The sequence below is a fragment of the Sphingomonas floccifaciens genome, from assembly GCF_042681125.1.
In the GTDB taxonomy this organism is placed as follows: Bacteria; Pseudomonadota; Alphaproteobacteria; order Sphingomonadales; family Sphingomonadaceae; genus Sphingomonas; species Sphingomonas floccifaciens.
On the sequence record NZ_JBHUFC010000003.1, the window covers coordinates 1,193,007 to 1,208,348 of the forward strand.

Genomic DNA, 15,342 nt, shown 5'->3' on the forward strand with positions numbered 1-15,342 from the left:
GGGGCGATAGGGTAGAAGACGGGAATGGGAATGGGGGCGATGGTCGAAGGGCCATCGTCGGGGAGAATTGCAGTGGGGAAGATGAAGATGCTCGCGGGCGGGCTGATCGCGGTTGCCGCGGCCGCGTCGGTATCGGCACCGGCCAACGCCGGGACGTTCGTGCTGACGAGCAACAGCAACAGCGCGCTGTCGGGTGCGGTCGGTAACAGCCTAGGGCCGGTCACGGTCGGCGGGATCACGGTGACGGCGACTGCCTGGTCGACCGACTCCTTGTCGTCGGCGCCGAAGGAGGCTTATCTGGGGCGTTACGTCAACGGTCTGGGCGTGACCAATGTCAGCGAAGGCAATGGCCAGACGAACAACAGCCACACCGTCGATAACATCGGCAGCTACGACTTCATCAAGCTGACCTTTTCGACCGCGGTGCAACTGACCGGCATGACGCTTTCCGGTTACGACGTCGATGGATCGCGCTACACGCCGATCGATACCGACGCCTGGGTGTCCTACGGATCGAGCGGCTTCGCGACAAACGACGACTGGCAGGGCTATCTCAATCGCGGCATCGACGTCGCCAGCGGCACGAATCTGTCGAGCAACAAGGTCGGTACAGTTTGGCTGGTCGGTGCGGCACGGTCGCCGTCCGATCGCGACGACGGCTTCAAACTGGCATCGATCACCGCGTTCGCGCCGCCGTCGGGCGTCCCCGAGCCGGCGACATGGCTGACGATGATCCTCGGTTTCGGTGTCATCGGCGGTGTCATGCGTCGACGCATGTCGGCTGCCGGTGCGGCCGATATGGCTCGTAGCGTGTAGGCCGTCACGGAATTTCATTGCCATTCGGTGCGGGACTATCCATGCCGATCCGGACAGGTGAGGGGTGACCGATTGTATCTGATCCGATCGGGGGAGTGATCGGGTCTGCACGTGACAGCGAGCGGCGACCCTGTCGGAGCGTGCTTTCGTCAGCGCTTCGAAAAAGCCAAGGTTTCCGCTGGCCACTTGTCACATTGCAGTATCTTGCGGTTTACGACGCACGTGAATTTAAAAATTTGGGCGCCACAGCCCATCCGAGTTAAGCGAGACGTATGCCGCACTCCCCGAGAGCTCTGACATGACGCAGTTGCTGGCTGGCGTTTTTCTGCTTCTGATACCGGTGATCGTTCATTTGCTTCGATCGCGTCCAGCCAAGCGTCACATAGCGTTTTCGGCGCTGGTCCTGCTGATATTTTTGAATAATTTGCCTGTTATCGGCAACATCTATGGTTGGTGGACATGGTTCGGAACGGTCCGGGGCATGACCGTTTCTCTGGGCGACGTCATTGCGCTCGCGTTGATCCTGACGCGCAAGCCCCAGAAAGGCACTTTGCCGTTCTGGGGCCTTTTCGCATTTTATGGCGGGGCGGTGTTTGTTTCGATATTCTTCTCAAGCGTGTGGATGGCGACGACATTTGCCTGGTGGCAGTATGGCAGAATCGTCCTGCTCTTCGCCGCCGTCGCCGGCGAGGTCAATCGCGAGAAACTATATTCGTCACTGCTGTTCGGTATCTCGCTGGGTCTGATCTACCAGTCTGGATACGTCATATTTCAGAAGCTTACGGGCGTGGTCCAAGCCTCTGGAACCTTGACGCACCAGAATATTCTCGGCTTGATGATCGAATTGTCGATATTGCCGCTGATTGCGGCATTGCTTGGTGGTGAGCGCCGAAAGATCATTTTTCTCGGCGTGGTCGCGGGGCTGATCTGTATTGCCGGTTCCGGATCGCGCGGAACCATGGGAATCGCGGGCGGCGCCATCCTGGTTCTGCTGCTGCTGTCGATCATACGCCGCGTCACTGCGCGAAAAATGATGATGGCCGGCCTGACCGCTGCGGTGCTTATGGCTGCGGTCCCTTTCGCTATTTATACACTTGAGAAGAGGTTCAACGGCTCCGACTTCGTGACCGAGGAGGGGGAGCGCGACGCGTTCGAACGGGCGGCGAAGGCGATGGCGCGTGACCATCCGTTCGGCGTCGGATCGAACATGTATGTGTCGGTTTCGAATGCCGAGGGATATGCGGCGCTCGCCGGGGTCGGCTGGCAGTTCACGAGCCGGGCGGTGCCAGTGCACAATGCGTATCTCCTGGCTCGCGCAGAGACCGGATTATGGGGGCTGATTGCCTTCATTTGTCTGCTGTCGGTGCCGACAGTGGCGGGACTGGTCTTCGCCTTCGCCGACAGGAGAGATCCGCGTGGGGAAGCAGCGCTCGGCAGTGCGGTCGCCTTATCGGCGAACCTGATTCATAACACGCTTGAATTCGCGACGCATACCTATGCCATCCAGGCTCTCGCCGTGCTCAACATCGCCGTTATCGCGGCGCTAATCCGAGATCGCCGGATAACACGGCGATCGAAAGCGATGTCTCGCCGGAAAGCGCCTCTAGGGACTGTGATGTCGGGACCCTCCGTCGCGGCGTGACGGTGGGAGTCGGGTTCGATCAGCCTTGCCGTAGCGTTTGTACCTAGGGGAATGGGGGGGCATCGACTTCGCTCGGGGCGAACGGGTCGTTCAAGGCGCGATGCTATAGGTGGCTCCAGGCGGATCAATCGCCTTTCGGTCGGTAGCCCCCTCGAAACGACAGCGGCCCCGCACCATCGGTACGGGGCCGCTTTTCGTTCCATGAGATCACGCGGGACGGATCAGTCCGCCTTCACCGCCGCCTGCTTGCCGCCCTTCGGCTTGGACTTCTTCGGCGCGGCCGGTTCGATGGTAAAGGACAGCGCGTTGTCCTTCAGCTTGACCGTCACTTCGCCACCATGGACCAGCTTGCCGAACAGCAGTTCCTCGGCCAGCGGCTGCTTGATCTTCTCCTGGATCAGGCGACCCATCGGCCGCGCGCCGTAGAGCTTGTCATAGCCGCGTTCGGTCAGCCACGCCTTCGACTCGTCGTCCAGGTTGATGTGGACGCCGCGGTCGGCCAGCTGGAGTTCGAGCTGAAGAATGAACTTCTCGACCACCCGGCTGACGACTTCCGGCGGCAGGTAGCCGAACGGCACGATCGCATCGAGGCGGTTGCGGAATTCGGGGGTGAAGAGGTTCTTCACCGCCTCCTCCTGCACGTCCTCGCGGCCGATATTGCCGAAGCCCAGCGACTCCTTGGCCATGTCCGACGCACCGGCGTTGGTGGTCAGGATCAGGATGGTGTTGCGGAAATCGACGGTCTTGCCGTGGTGGTCGGTCAGCTTGCCGTTATCCATCACCTGCAACAGGATGTTGAACAGGTCCGGATGCGCCTTCTCGATCTCGTCGAGCAGCAGCACCGAATGCGGGTTCTGGTCGACCGCATCGGTCAGCAAGCCGCCCTGATCATAGCCGACATAGCCCGGAGGCGCACCGATCAGCCGGCTGATCGAATGGCGCTCCATATATTCGGACATGTCGAACCGCTGGAGCGGGATACCGAGGATATCGGCCAGCCGCCGCGCGACTTCGGTCTTGCCGACGCCGGTTGGGCCGCTGAACAGATAGTTGCCGATCGGCTTGTCCGGATCGCGCAGACCCGCACGGCTCAGCTTGATCGCGGAGGACAGTACCTCGATCGCCTTGTCCTGACCGAACACGACGCGCTTCAGGTCGGTGTCGAGGCTCGCGAGCGCCTTGGTGTCGTCGGTCGACACCGTCTTCGGCGGGATGCGCGCCATCGTCGCGATGACCTGTTCGATCTCCTTGGGCGTGATCGTCTTCTTGCGCTTGTTCGGCGGCACCAGCATCTGCATCGCGCCGACTTCGTCGATCACGTCGATCGCTTTGTCCGGCAGCTTGCGGTCGTTGATGTAGCGGGCCGACAGCTCGACCGCCGACTTGATCGCGTCGGGAGTGTACTTGACGCCGTGATGCCCCTCGAACGCGGTACGCAGACCGGCGAGGATTTTGATCGTATCCTCGATCGTCGGTTCGTTCACGTCGATCTTCTGGAACCGGCGCAGCAGCGCACGGTCCTTTTCGAAGTGGTTGCGGAACTCCTTGTAGGTGGTCGACCCGATGCAGCGGATCGTCCCGCCCGACAGCGCAGGCTTGAGCAGGTTCGACGCATCCATCGCACCGCCCGACGTGGCACCCGCACCGATGACGGTGTGAATCTCGTCGATAAACAACACCGCGTGGGGCAGCTTTTCCAGCTCGTTGACGACCTGCTTCAGCCGCTCCTCGAAGTCGCCGCGATAGCGGGTACCCGCCAGCAGCGCGCCCATGTCGAGCGAGTAGATGACGGCGTCCTTCAGCACCTCGGGCACGTCGCCCTCGATGATCTTGCGCGCCAAGCCCTCCGCGATCGCGGTCTTGCCGACGCCCGGATCGCCGACATACAGCGGGTTGTTCTTGCTGCGGCGGCACAGGATCTGGACGGTGCGGTCAACTTCGGGGCCACGACCGATCAGCGGATCGATCTTGCCGGTCTTCGCCTTTTCATTGAGGTCGACGGTGAACTGCTTGAGCGCGCTTTCGCTCTTGCCCTTGCCGTCACCCTTGGCGGGCTTCTCTTCTTCGGCCCCCTTGGGCGGAGTCGCTTCGGTCGGGGCCGAGCCCTTGCCGACGCCGTGGCTGATGAAGCTGACGGCATCCAGGCGGCTCATGTCCTGCTGCTGCAGGAAATAGACGGCATAGCTCTCGCGTTCGGAAAACAGCGCGACGAGCACGTTCGCACCCGTCACTTCATCGCGGCCCGACGACTGGACGTGCAGGATCGCGCGCTGGATGACGCGGCTGAAACCGCTGGTCGGCGACGGATCGGTCGCCTGCGCGACCTTGAGCGCATCAAGCTCGGTATCGAGATAATGCGCGACCGTGGTCTGCAATTCGCCGAGGTCGACGCCGCACGACGCCATCACCTTCGACGCATGTTCGTCGGCGATCAGGGCCAGCAGCAGATGCTCCAGCGTCGCATATTCGTGACGGCGCGACGAGGCGGCCTTCAGGGCCTCATGCAGGGTGTTCTCTAGCGCGGAAGCGAAAGACGGCATGTACTTACTCCAGCGAGCCGCTTGGGAGGACGGGCGGCCCGGACCTCCAATATGTCGGAAGCCATGTGCCACTCATCAAGCGCAGGCGGTTTTCGCACCGGTTTCGCATGTCGGGCGAAGGGCCGGTGCCTACGCTCATGACTTGAATAGGGCGTCGGCGCTTGACCGATGGTTAACGGCGCGTTCAATCCTTTGACGAACGCGGGAAATTTCCGTCTCCAGCCCGGCAATGCGGGCGTGAAGCTCGTCGACCGACAGCGGATCGAGATCCTGGCGGGCGAGTTCGGCGACTAGATCGCGGGCGCGGCGGGGAAGATCGTCTGCTTCCATGTCACCAATCGTTGACCTGACGGAGGCGGCTGTCAATAAGCCTTGCGACGAAGCACAGGATGGGCGGCATGACGATACCGGCAACGATGACCGCCATCGATCCCGAGGCGCCGGGCGGGCCGGAGGTGCTGGTACCGGTAACCCGTCCCGTGCCGCAGCCGGGGCCGGGCGAGGTGCTGATCAAGGTCGCTGCCGCCGGAGTGAACCGGCCCGATGTGCTCCAGCGGATGGGCGGCTATGCGCCGCCGCCGGGCGCCTCCAGCATTCCGGGCCTGGAAGTGGCGGGTGAAATCGTCGCGGTCGGTGACGACGTGCCGCCCGAGATGATCGGCCAGCCGACGTGCGCGCTGGTCGCAGGCGGGGGCTATGCCGAATATTGCGTCGCGCCGGCGGGCCAGTGCCTGTGGGTGCCCGAGCTGCTGACCATGACCGAAGCCGCGGCGCTGCCCGAGACGCTCTTCACGGTCTGGACCAATTTGTTCGAGCGCGGCTTCGCAAGCGAAGGCGATACGGTGCTGGTTCATGGCGGAACCAGCGGCATCGGGACGATGGCGATCGCTTTGTGCAAGCTGTTCGGCGTCGACATCATCGTGACCGCGGGATCGGCGGAGAAGGTCGCGGCGGCGACGGCGCTGGGGGCGACCCATGCCATCGACTACAAGCGCGAGGATTTCGTCGCGCGCGTCGCCGAGATCACCGGGGGCAGGGGCGTGCAGGTGGTGCTCGACATGGTCGGCGGCGACTATGTGCCGCGCAACCTGAAATGCCTGGCCGAGGACGGTCGCCACGTCTCGATCGCGGTCCAGGGCGGCCCCACCGCGACCGTCCCCCTGTTCGACATCATGCGTCGCCGCCTGACGCTGACCGGATCGACACTGCGCAACCGCGACGTCGCCTTCAAGTCGTTGGTCGCGGACGAACTGTCCCGCACCGTATGGCCGCACGTCGAGGCCGGGCGGCTGAAGCCCGTGATGGACCGGAGCTTTCCCCTGGCCGAAGCCGCCGAGGCGCACCGCCGGATGGAGGCGGGGGATCATGTTGGGAAGATCGTGCTCGTTCCTTAGCTTGGCGGTTCACGGGAGAGTTGGGGGGATGGGCCGCCGCCTGCACGGGGGCGACGAATTTCAGGTCTTACCCTCGCGCCCGCGAAGGCGGGGGGGGGGGGCAACTCCTGACGGAGCCACAAGGATGGGTGGTGGTTACTTCTATATTCTCGCCAACCGCAAGAACGGCGCGCTTTACGCCGGCGTAACGAAGGACATCCGCCACCGCATCGTGCAACATCGCAAACGCGCCGGCAGTACGCATGCGAAGAAGTACGACATTTATCGGCTGGTCTATGTCGAAGAAGCTCCCACTATCCTCGATGCAATCGCCCGCGAGAAGACGGTCAAGAAATGGCGCAGACCGTGGAAGGTGCGACTGATCGAGGCGACCAATCCCGACTGGCGTGACCTGTTCTTCGATCTCAACCGCTGACTCTGCTGGCATCTGCACGAGATGGGCCCCCGCCTTCGCGGGGGCGACGAATTTCAGGTCTTACCCTCGCGCCCGCGAAGGCGGGGACCCATCTCCTGCAGGAGCCACAAGAATAGGCGGCGGTTACTTTTACATCCTGTCCAACCGCAAGAACGCCGCGCCGTATGCCGGCGCCCCTCCCGAGATGCGGAGAGCACGGCCCGATTTCGCTAGAGAATCGCCCCTCTACCCGATACCTTTCGAAGCGAATCAGGGAGGCGGGGGTGTTCGAGTTTTTGGGCGCGTCGCAGAACGTGCTCTTTTCGGCGGCCATCGTATTGATGCTGCTGATCGGGATCGTGCAGGCGATCGGCTTCGCGCCGGTCGATACCGGATTCGACGCCGATTTCGATAGCGACCTGTTAGGATGGCTTGGTGTCGGTCGGGTGCCGCTGCTCGTGCTGCTGGTCCTCTATCTCGCCAGCTTCGGACTGATCGGATTGATCGGCCAGCAACTGTCGCACGACCTGCTCGGCGGGTTGCAGCCGCTATGGATCGCGGCTCCGATAGCGGCGGTGGCGGCGTTGCCGGCGACGGGGCTCGTCGCGCGGATGGTCGGCGGGCTGGTGCCGCAGGATCACACGACCGCCATTGCGATCGAGGACCTGGTCGGCCGACCCGCCACGATCCAGATCGGCCGCGCGATGCCCGGATCGCCCGCCCGCGCGCGCGTCGTCGATCGCTTTGGTCAGGCCCATCATGTGATGGTCGAGCCCGACAATTCCGGTCAGGCCTTCGTCGAGGGGGAAACCGTGCTGCTCGTCCGCCGCGAGGGCGACAGCTTCCGCGCCATCGCGCGGGGCGATCATCTGCTGCCGGGGCTCGACCGATGACCGACATCACCACTCAGGGGAGTTCGATGGTACCGTATCTGATCTATGCCGGCATCGGTTTGGCGACGTTGCTCGTGCTCGGCCTCATCCTCGCACGGCTGTACCGGCGCGCGTCGAAGGAGATCGGCTTCGTTCGCACCGGGCTCGGCGGCGAGCGCGTAGTGATGAACGGCGGTGCGCTGGTGCTGCCGGTGTTTCACGAGACGATGCCGGTCAACATGAACACGGTGCGCCTGGCGGTCGAGCGCAAGAACATGGATGCGCTCATCACGCTCGATCGCTTGCGGATCGACGTGAAGGCGGAATTCTACGTCCGTGTCCGCCCCGATGCCGGCGCGATCGCGACGGCGGCGCAGACGCTCGGCATGCGCACGATGAACCCGGATGCGCTGAAGGAGCTGGTCGAGGGCAAGTTTGTCGACGCGCTCCGTTCGGTCGCCGCGGGCATGACGATGGCGCAACTGCACGAGCAGCGCGCCGATTTCGTTCAGAAGGTGCAGCAGGTGTCGTCGGTCGACCTGGCGATGAACGGTCTGGAGCTGGAGAGCGTGTCGCTGACCGGGCTCGACCAGACGTCGATCGAGCATTTCAACGCCAACAATGCGTTCGACGCCGAGGGTCTAACCAAGCTGACCGAGCAGATCGAGCTGCGTAAGAAGGCGCGCAACGACATCGAACAGGACACCCGTGTCCAGATCGAGACCAAGAACCTGGAGGCGCAGCGCCAGTCCTTCCTCATCAGCCGCGACACCGAATTCGCCCGGCTGGAGCAGGAGCGCGAGGTCGAGATGCGCCGCGCGGCGCAATCCGCCGAGGTCGCGCGCGAACAATCGCTGCGCAGCCAAGAGGCCGATCAGGCGCGGATCGAGGCAAAGAAGCTGGTCGACAGCCAGCAGATCGAGGCCGACCGCGCGGTCAAGGAAGCGCAGATCGCGCAGACCCAGGCGCTCGAACTCGCGCGGCAGGAGCAGCAGATCGCGGTCCAGAACAAGAGCCGCGAGGAAAGCCAGGCGAAGGCCGAGGCCGACAAGGCTCGTGCCGCGGCCGTCGTCGCGCAGGAACAGGTCATCACCGCGCGCGACGCGGAAGTTGCCGAGCGCACCAAGCGGATCGAACTGATCGACGCCGCGCGCGAGGCGGAACGCGCCGCGATCGGCATCCGCGTCAAGGCGGAGGCGGAGAAGCAGGCCGCTGCCGACCGCGCCGAGGCGGCCCGACTGCAGGCCGAGGGCGAGGCGGAAGCCGCCAAGCTGAAGGCGGAGGCCGACCGCGTCCGCTTCGAGGTCGAGGCTGCCGGCCAGCGCGCGGTCAACGAGGCGGCGAACCTGCTGTCGTCGGACCAGATGTCGCTCCAGACGAAGCTCGCGCTGCTGAAGGTGCTGCCCGAACTGGTGCGCGAGGCGGCCAAGCCGATGGAAGCGATCGACAGCATCAAGATCGTGCAGGTCGATGGCATCACCGGGCAGGGCGGGGCGGCCGGAGTCGCCGATGCGGGCGGCGGCGACCGCAACCTCGCTGCGTCGGCGGTCGATGCCGCACTCCGCTATCGCGCGCAGGCCCCGGTGATCGACGGGCTGATGCGTGAGTTGGGTCTGGACGGCGCATCGCTCGACGGGCTGGTCGCCGGAGCAACGGGCGTCGCGCCGCCACGACCCGTCACCGCAACCTTCACGCCCCCGGTCACGGCGAAACCCGTGGCCAAGCCGAAGGTGGATTGAGCAAACCCCGTCGCCCCCGCGCAGGCGGGGGCGACGGGAGGCTTTCTTGCGCACAAGCCTTGGTGACACCTCCATGACGCCCGTCGCCTGAAAGCGTAACAAACCGCAGGCATTGCACCCTCCCGACAGCCGAAGCCTCGGGGGAGTGGCATGACGTATATTCGCAAGCTCGCAGATGTCGCCGATCTGGCCGACTTCGTTCATTCGCGGCCCGCGATCCCCGAACGGATCGTCGAGCGGCAGCGCTATCGGACGGTGTGGATTTCCGACGTTCACCTCGGCACGCGCGGGTGCAACGCCCACCTGCTGATCGACTTCCTCGACCATGTCGACAGCGACACCATGTATCTGGTTGGCGACATCATCGATGGCTGGCGGCTGAAGAAGAAATTCTACTGGCCCGACGCACATAACGACATCGTCTGGCGCATCCTGAAGCGGGCCAAGCGCGGCACGCGGATCGTCTATATCCCCGGCAACCATGACGAGATGTTCCGGCAATTCTCCGGCCTGCACTTCGGGGGCGTGACGATCAAGCGCCAGGCGGTGCACGAAACCGCCGATGGCCGCCGGCTGCTGGTGCTCCACGGTGACGAATTCGATGCGATCATGCTGTCGCACCGCTGGCTCGCCTATCTGGGCGACGCGGCCTATCACTTCGCGATGTGGGCCAACAGCTGGGTCAATGCGTACCGGCGGCGGATGGGGCTGCCCTATTGGTCGCTGAGCAAGCACGCCAAGCACCGCGTCAAGAAATCGGTCGAGTTCATCTCGAAGTTCGAGGAGATCGTCGCCCACGAAGCCGGCGCGCGCGGCGTCGACGGGGTGGTCGCGGGCCACATCCATACCGCCGAAATCCGCGAGATCGCCGGCGTGGCCTATTACAACGACGGCGACTGGGTGGAGGGTTGCACCGCGCTGGTCGAGCATTTCGACGGGCGGATGGAATTGCTCGATTGGGCGGCGGAAGTGGCGGCGCGCGAGAGCGCGACGGTCGTGGCGTTGGCGGCGTGAGCGATCATAGCCTTCAGTGCTCCCGTGCAGGCGGGAGCCCAGAGCCACGAGCGACACCCCATGACGCCCTGGCCTCCCGCCTGCGCGGGAGCACGGTGTAATGAGGATCGCCATCGTCACCGACGCCTGGGCGCCGCAGGTGAACGGCGTCGTGCGGACGCTAACCGCCACGCGCGACGAACTCATCGCGGGTGGCCATGAGGTGCTGATCGTCTCCCCCGACCGTTTCCCGTCGGTGCCGTGCCCGACCTATCCTGAGATCCGGCTGGCCTTCGCGCGACGCTCGACCGTCGGCGGGATGCTCGCACAGTTCGGCGCGGATGCGATCCATCTGGCGACGGAGGGGCCGTTGTGCCTGGCCGCGCGGGCATGGTGCCTGTCGCGGGCGCGGCCGTTCACCACCGCCTATCATACCCAGTTCCCGGACTATGTCTCCGCCCGCACCGGCATTCCGGCGGAGTGGATCTGGCGCTACATCCGCTGGTTCCATGCGCCGGCGAGCGGGATCCTCGCCTCTACGCCGTCGATCCGGGCGACGTTGGTGGCACATGATCTGCCCCAGGTGCGGCATTGGGGGCGGGGGGTGGATCTGGCCGCCTTCCATCCTGGCGCCGCGCCGCATCCGGCGCTCGGCCATCTGCCGCGGCCGATCCAGCTCTACGTCGGGCGGGTCGCGGTCGAGAAAAACGTCCGCGCCTTCCTGTCCGGCACTCATCCCGGCACCCGGATCATCGTCGGCGACGGGCCGGCGCGGGCCGGGCTTGAGGCGGAGTTCCCGCAGGCGATCTTCATGGGTGCTCTGTTCGGCGAAGCGCTGGCCGGAGCCTATGCCGCGGCCGACGTGCTGGTCTTTCCCAGCCGGACCGACACCTTCGGACTGGTGATGATCGAGGCGCTGGCGTGCGGAACGCCGGTCGCAGCCTATCCGGTCACCGGGCCGATCGACGTACTGACCGACACGGTCGGCGCGATGGACGACGACCTCGACCGCGCGATCGCCGCAGCGCTGACCCGCGAGCCCGCCGCATGCGCCGACTATGCCCGCGGCTTCACCTGGGCCGCCAGCGCGCGCCAATTTCTCGATGCGCTGGTGCCGGTCGCGACGGCGCGTGCGGCCTGAGCTTGCACGCTCGCCGCGACTGCATTAGATCAGGCCGGCAAAGGTGGCCGCTCCTTCGTTGGGGCGGCCCTTATCGTTTCTGGAGACTACGGCCGTGACCCAGCCGCTCATGCCCCACGCGACCGCCAGCTGGCTGGTCGATAATACCGCCCTCGGCTTCGATCAGATCGCCGACTTCTGCGGCCTGCACATCCTCGAAGTCCAGGCGATCGCCGACGACACGGCAGCGACCAAGCTGACCGGGCGCGATCCCGTCCGTGCGCACGAGCTGACGATGGAGGAGATCGAGAAGGGCCAGGCCGATCCCGACTATCGCCTGAAGATGCTAAAGGGCCCCGAGCAGGTCCGCCGCACCAAGGGGCCGCGCTACACGCCGGTCAGCAAGCGTCAGGACAAGCCGGACGGCATCGCCTGGATCATCAAGAATCACCCGGAAATCTCGGATGGCGCGATCGGCAAGCTGATCGGCACGACCCGCACGACGATCGCCGCGATCCGCGACCGCAGCCACTGGAACATCGCCAACATCGTGCCGAAGGACCCGGTGACGCTGGGCCTGACCAGCCAGCGTGAGCTCGACGCTCTCGTCACCAAGGCGGCGAAGGCGAGCGGCCAGGATGCGCCGACCGACACCCGCCTGGAAGGCGACCGCGAGGCGCTGCTGAGCCAGCTGCGCGCCGAACGCGACGCTGCGGCGCGCGAGGCGGACGGCGAAGAGACGAGCACCGCGCCGGTCGAGCATACGGCGGAGACGCTGTTCAAGCGGTAAGTGTGATGCGGGCGGCCAGCGATTTGCGCTGAGCAAATCGCGGACTGGCCACGGCGGGCAGCGGGGCGGCGTAGCCGTCCCGTCTGACGGCGTGGTGTGAGGTCTCGCGTGTTTGGCTTGGTGAGAGTGCCGATTTGCGCACACGAAGGCACAAAGGCACGAAGAAATAGCCGCCCCAAACCTTCTCCGGAGGGAGAAGGATACCGCAGCTTGGTCGCGCAAGCGACCTAGCGAAGGTTGGATGAGGCCGATTGCGCTATCGATTGCGCGACACCCCTCCGACCGGCTGCGCCGGCCACCTCCCCTTGCAGGGGAGGATTAGGTTTGGAAGCGATCCCCACCCCCGTTCGCCCTGAGCGAAGTCGAAGGGCTGCCTTCCACAAGGTGCTTCGACTGCGCTCGGCACGAAGGGTTGAGTGAAGCTGATCGAACTAGCTCAAGCTTGGCGCGAGCGGTTTCAACTCCCGCCCGAACGCACTAACCTCTCCCCAACGCGCCCCGACTCAAGGGCTTGCGAAGGAGAGCTTGCGTATGTGCGACGACCTGACTGAGGCCGATAACGAGGCCTATCTGTCCGATGGCGGCGTCAGCCGTCGCCACTTCGCTGCAATCGCCGGTGCGGCCGGCATTATCGCCGTCCTTCCGAGCGAGGCGAACGCGCAGGCGACGCGCGGTAAGGACGTGACGATCACCACGCCGGACGGGACGTGCGACGCCTATTGGGTCGCGCCCGCGAAGGGCAAGCACCCGGCGGTGCTGGTGTGGCCCGACATCTACGGTCTGCGCCCCGCATTCCGCCAGATGGCCGACCGGCTGGCGAGCGCGGGCTATGCGGTCCTGGTCGTCAACCAGTTCTACCGCTCGACCAAGACGCCGTTCATCAAGCCGGGCGAGACGCTGGAGACGCCGGGCGTGCGCGAGAAGGTGATGCCGTGGCGCGCGCTGCTGACCCCAGACGCCACCAAGCGCGATGCCGCGGCCTTCGTATCGTGGATCGACAGGCAGCCGCAGACCGACGCCAAGCGCGGCATGGCCACTACAGGATATTGCATGGGCGGGCCGATGGTCCTGCTGACAGCGGGAACCCAGCCCGGCCGCATCCGTGCCGGCGCCAGCTTCCACGGCGGCGGAATGGCGACCGACAAGCCGGACAGCCCGCACCTGCTGATCCCCAAGATGAAGGGCGGTTACCTGATCGCAGTCGCGCAGAACGACGACGCGCGAACCCCGCAGGAGAAGGAGACGCTGCGCGCCGCCTTCGCCGCGGCCAAGCTGCCGGCGGAGATCGAGGTCTATCCGGCGATGCACGGCTGGTGCCCGCCCGACAGCAAGGTCTATGACGCGACGCAGGCAGAGAAAGCCTGGGCGCGCCAGCTGGCGCTGTTCAAGCAGATGCTGTGACGGGAGGCGGGATGATGAGCGAACTGACCTTCTACACCAACCCCCAGTCGCGCGGGCGGATCGCCCGCTGGATGCTGGAGGAGGCGGGCGCCGATTATGAAACCGTCGGCCTGGACTATGCCGCGGGCATGAAGGGCGATGACTATCGCGCGATCAACCCGATGGGGAAGGTCCCCGCGATCGTCCACCGCGGGCGCACCGTCACCGAATGCGCGGCGATCTGTGCCTATCTCGCCGATGCCTTTCCCGAGGCGGGGCTGGCCCCGACTGCGGACGAGCGTGCGGACTATTACCGCTGGATGTTCTTCGCGGCCGGCCCGCTGGAGGCAGCGGCGACCGAGCGGGCGCGCGGCATCGTCGTCACGCCCGAACAGTCGCGGATGGTCGGCTATGGCAGCTTCGATACCGTGGTCGACACTTTGGAGCAGGCGGTGGCGGCGCACGACTATATCGCCGGCGACCGCTTCACCGCGGCCGATGTCTATGTCGGCTCGCACATCCTGTGGGGATCGCAGTTCGGCTGGCTGCCCAAGCGGGATGCGTTCGACGCGTACATGGCCCGGCTGGCCGACCGTCCGGCCTATGTCCGCGGCGGCGAGAAGGACGATGCGCTGATGGCGGAGATGCAGGCGAACGGGTGAGGCCGGCGATGGACCGGCTCCCCGGATGCGTCTGTGTGCATTCGGGGAGCCAAGCTTCATGAGCGTCAGGCGGCGTACTTCATCGCCACCCACCAGAACAGCGCGATCGGCGCGAGCAGCAGGAAGGCGACGAACAGCGACCGCGAGACACCGGCGCGGAAGCGCGCGGGGTGATCGCGTTCGATCTGTTCGATGATCGGGCGCAACCCGCTCTCACCGCGCAGCATGCCGCGGTCGACCAGCGGCCCGCTGGTGAAGAAGGTGAGCAATTCGTCGGTTTCGCCCGGCCGCAGGTCGGGGTAGCGGCGCAGCAACGTGGTGACGTGAAGCCGCAGGTCTGCGGCGTCGGCAGTTATATCGGACATGATGATCCTCTCGCGCGCAATCGCGCAAACGGCACCGCGCGTCGAAGCGGTGCCGGATGGTTCGATGATGGGTGAGGGAACGGCGCGACGGGCGCCGTCAGACCGTCATCGGTGGCGCGCGCGCCGAATAGAGGTCGCCCGTCCGGCGCTGCGATGTCGAGGCGCCGGTCGTCGACCACCCGGCACTCGCGATCCGAGTGGGCGGGGTGACCTGTGCGATGATCGCGGGAAGGGCGGGCGGCGGGGCGCCGTCCAGCCCAGCCTGGCTGCGCTGCGCCGTCAGGCGGGCGCTGGGGGGACCGAGCTTCGCCGCCTCGCGCAATGTTGAGACGCCGGGTGTGGCAGGTGCGACGTGAACGGCGGGCGCGCTCGCCGCGACGGGGGCCGCCGTCGGGAGCGCATGCCAGGCGAACAGAAGCGCCAGCACGCCTGCGAACAGGCGCTGCGAAGCCATCCGCCAGGCGGGGCGTTCGGGGGGCGCTGCGGTCATTCCAAGCCCCCGATATCGGATGAGGACACGGAAAACCAAGGGTTTGCGGTGAATTGGGTAGATAACGACCTTAGATCGGACCGACATTTGACCCCAATCCTCCCCTGCAAGGGGAGGTGGCAGCGCGCAGCGCTGACGGAGGGGT

General features: G+C 65.4%; 15 protein-coding genes. 11 read left to right on the top strand and 4 right to left on the bottom strand.

Going from position 1 to position 15,342, the window contains the following annotated elements:
• Positions 1 to 81: 81 nt before the first annotated feature.
• Entirely contained in the window at positions 82 to 816 is a 735-nt protein-coding gene (locus tag ACFSC3_RS12550) for a PEPxxWA-CTERM sorting domain-containing protein (RefSeq protein ID WP_380940921.1), read from the top strand.
• A gap of 298 nt (positions 817 to 1,114) precedes the next feature.
• Positions 1,115 to 2,458, top strand: a complete 1,344-nt coding sequence (locus tag ACFSC3_RS12555; RefSeq protein ID WP_380940779.1) for an O-antigen ligase family protein — start codon at positions 1,115 to 1,117, stop codon at positions 2,456 to 2,458.
• Between the two features lie 221 nt (positions 2,459 to 2,679).
• On the opposite strand, the gene clpA is transcribed toward ACFSC3_RS12555, so the two are convergent.
• Positions 2,680 to 4,998: an ATP-dependent Clp protease ATP-binding subunit ClpA gene (gene clpA, locus ACFSC3_RS12560; RefSeq protein WP_380940780.1), complete on the bottom strand. Its 2,319-nt coding sequence runs from the start codon at positions 4,996 to 4,998 to the stop codon at positions 2,680 to 2,682.
• A 135-nt stretch (positions 4,999 to 5,133) separates the two neighbouring features.
• On the bottom strand, positions 5,134 to 5,328 hold the full coding sequence (locus tag ACFSC3_RS12565; protein ID WP_380940781.1) for a DUF1192 domain-containing protein: 195 nt from the start codon (positions 5,326 to 5,328) through the stop codon (positions 5,134 to 5,136).
• Positions 5,329 to 5,414: 86 nt separating this feature from the next.
• Between ACFSC3_RS12565 and ACFSC3_RS12570 the strand changes: the two genes are divergently transcribed.
• From ACFSC3_RS12570 to ACFSC3_RS12610, 9 genes are all read left to right on the top strand, one after another.
• Positions 5,415 to 6,392 carry an NAD(P)H-quinone oxidoreductase gene (locus ACFSC3_RS12570; RefSeq protein ID WP_380940782.1) on the top strand — a complete coding sequence of 326 codons (978 nt, stop codon included), beginning with the start codon at positions 5,415 to 5,417 and terminating at the stop codon, positions 6,390 to 6,392.
• A gap of 124 nt (positions 6,393 to 6,516) precedes the next feature.
• A complete protein-coding gene (locus tag ACFSC3_RS12575; RefSeq protein ID WP_380940783.1) occupies positions 6,517 to 6,807 on the top strand; it encodes a GIY-YIG nuclease family protein in 291 nt (96 codons plus the stop codon).
• 263 nt (positions 6,808 to 7,070) lie between these two features.
• The gene (locus ACFSC3_RS12580) at positions 7,071 to 7,679 is read left to right on the top strand and encodes an OB-fold-containig protein (RefSeq protein WP_380940784.1); all 609 of its coding nucleotides are present in this window, start codon (positions 7,071 to 7,073) and stop codon (positions 7,677 to 7,679) included.
• On the top strand, positions 7,676 to 9,397 hold the full coding sequence (locus tag ACFSC3_RS12585; protein WP_380940785.1) for a flotillin family protein: 1,722 nt from the start codon (positions 7,676 to 7,678) through the stop codon (positions 9,395 to 9,397). The genes ACFSC3_RS12580 and ACFSC3_RS12585 overlap by 4 nt, the downstream gene beginning before the upstream one ends.
• Positions 9,398 to 9,547: 150 nt before the next feature.
• Positions 9,548 to 10,411 carry a UDP-2,3-diacylglucosamine diphosphatase gene (locus ACFSC3_RS12590; protein WP_380940786.1) on the top strand — a complete coding sequence of 288 codons (864 nt, stop codon included), beginning with the start codon at positions 9,548 to 9,550 and terminating at the stop codon, positions 10,409 to 10,411.
• Positions 10,412 to 10,511: 100 nt separating this feature from the next.
• Positions 10,512 to 11,531, top strand: coding sequence for a glycosyltransferase family 4 protein (locus ACFSC3_RS12595; protein WP_380940787.1), 1,020 nt, complete (start codon positions 10,512 to 10,514; stop codon positions 11,529 to 11,531).
• A gap of 94 nt (positions 11,532 to 11,625) precedes the next feature.
• Entirely contained in the window at positions 11,626 to 12,300 is a 675-nt protein-coding gene (locus ACFSC3_RS12600) for a DUF1013 domain-containing protein (protein ID WP_380940788.1), read from the top strand.
• A 531-nt stretch (positions 12,301 to 12,831) separates the two neighbouring features.
• Positions 12,832 to 13,701: a dienelactone hydrolase family protein gene (locus tag ACFSC3_RS12605; RefSeq protein WP_380940789.1), complete on the top strand. Its 870-nt coding sequence runs from the start codon at positions 12,832 to 12,834 to the stop codon at positions 13,699 to 13,701.
• Between the two features lie 11 nt (positions 13,702 to 13,712).
• On the top strand, positions 13,713 to 14,342 hold the full coding sequence (locus ACFSC3_RS12610; RefSeq protein WP_380940790.1) for a glutathione S-transferase family protein: 630 nt from the start codon (positions 13,713 to 13,715) through the stop codon (positions 14,340 to 14,342).
• A gap of 65 nt (positions 14,343 to 14,407) precedes the next feature.
• On the opposite strand, the gene ACFSC3_RS12615 is transcribed toward ACFSC3_RS12610, so the two are convergent.
• Together ACFSC3_RS12615 and ACFSC3_RS12620 are read right to left on the bottom strand one after the other, a co-directional pair.
• The gene (locus ACFSC3_RS12615; protein WP_380940791.1) at positions 14,408 to 14,707 is read right to left on the bottom strand and encodes a hypothetical protein; all 300 of its coding nucleotides are present in this window, start codon (positions 14,705 to 14,707) and stop codon (positions 14,408 to 14,410) included.
• A gap of 97 nt (positions 14,708 to 14,804) precedes the next feature.
• Positions 14,805 to 15,197, bottom strand: a complete 393-nt coding sequence (locus tag ACFSC3_RS12620; RefSeq protein WP_380940792.1) for a hypothetical protein — start codon at positions 15,195 to 15,197, stop codon at positions 14,805 to 14,807.
• Between the last annotated feature and the right edge of the window lie 145 nt (positions 15,198 to 15,342).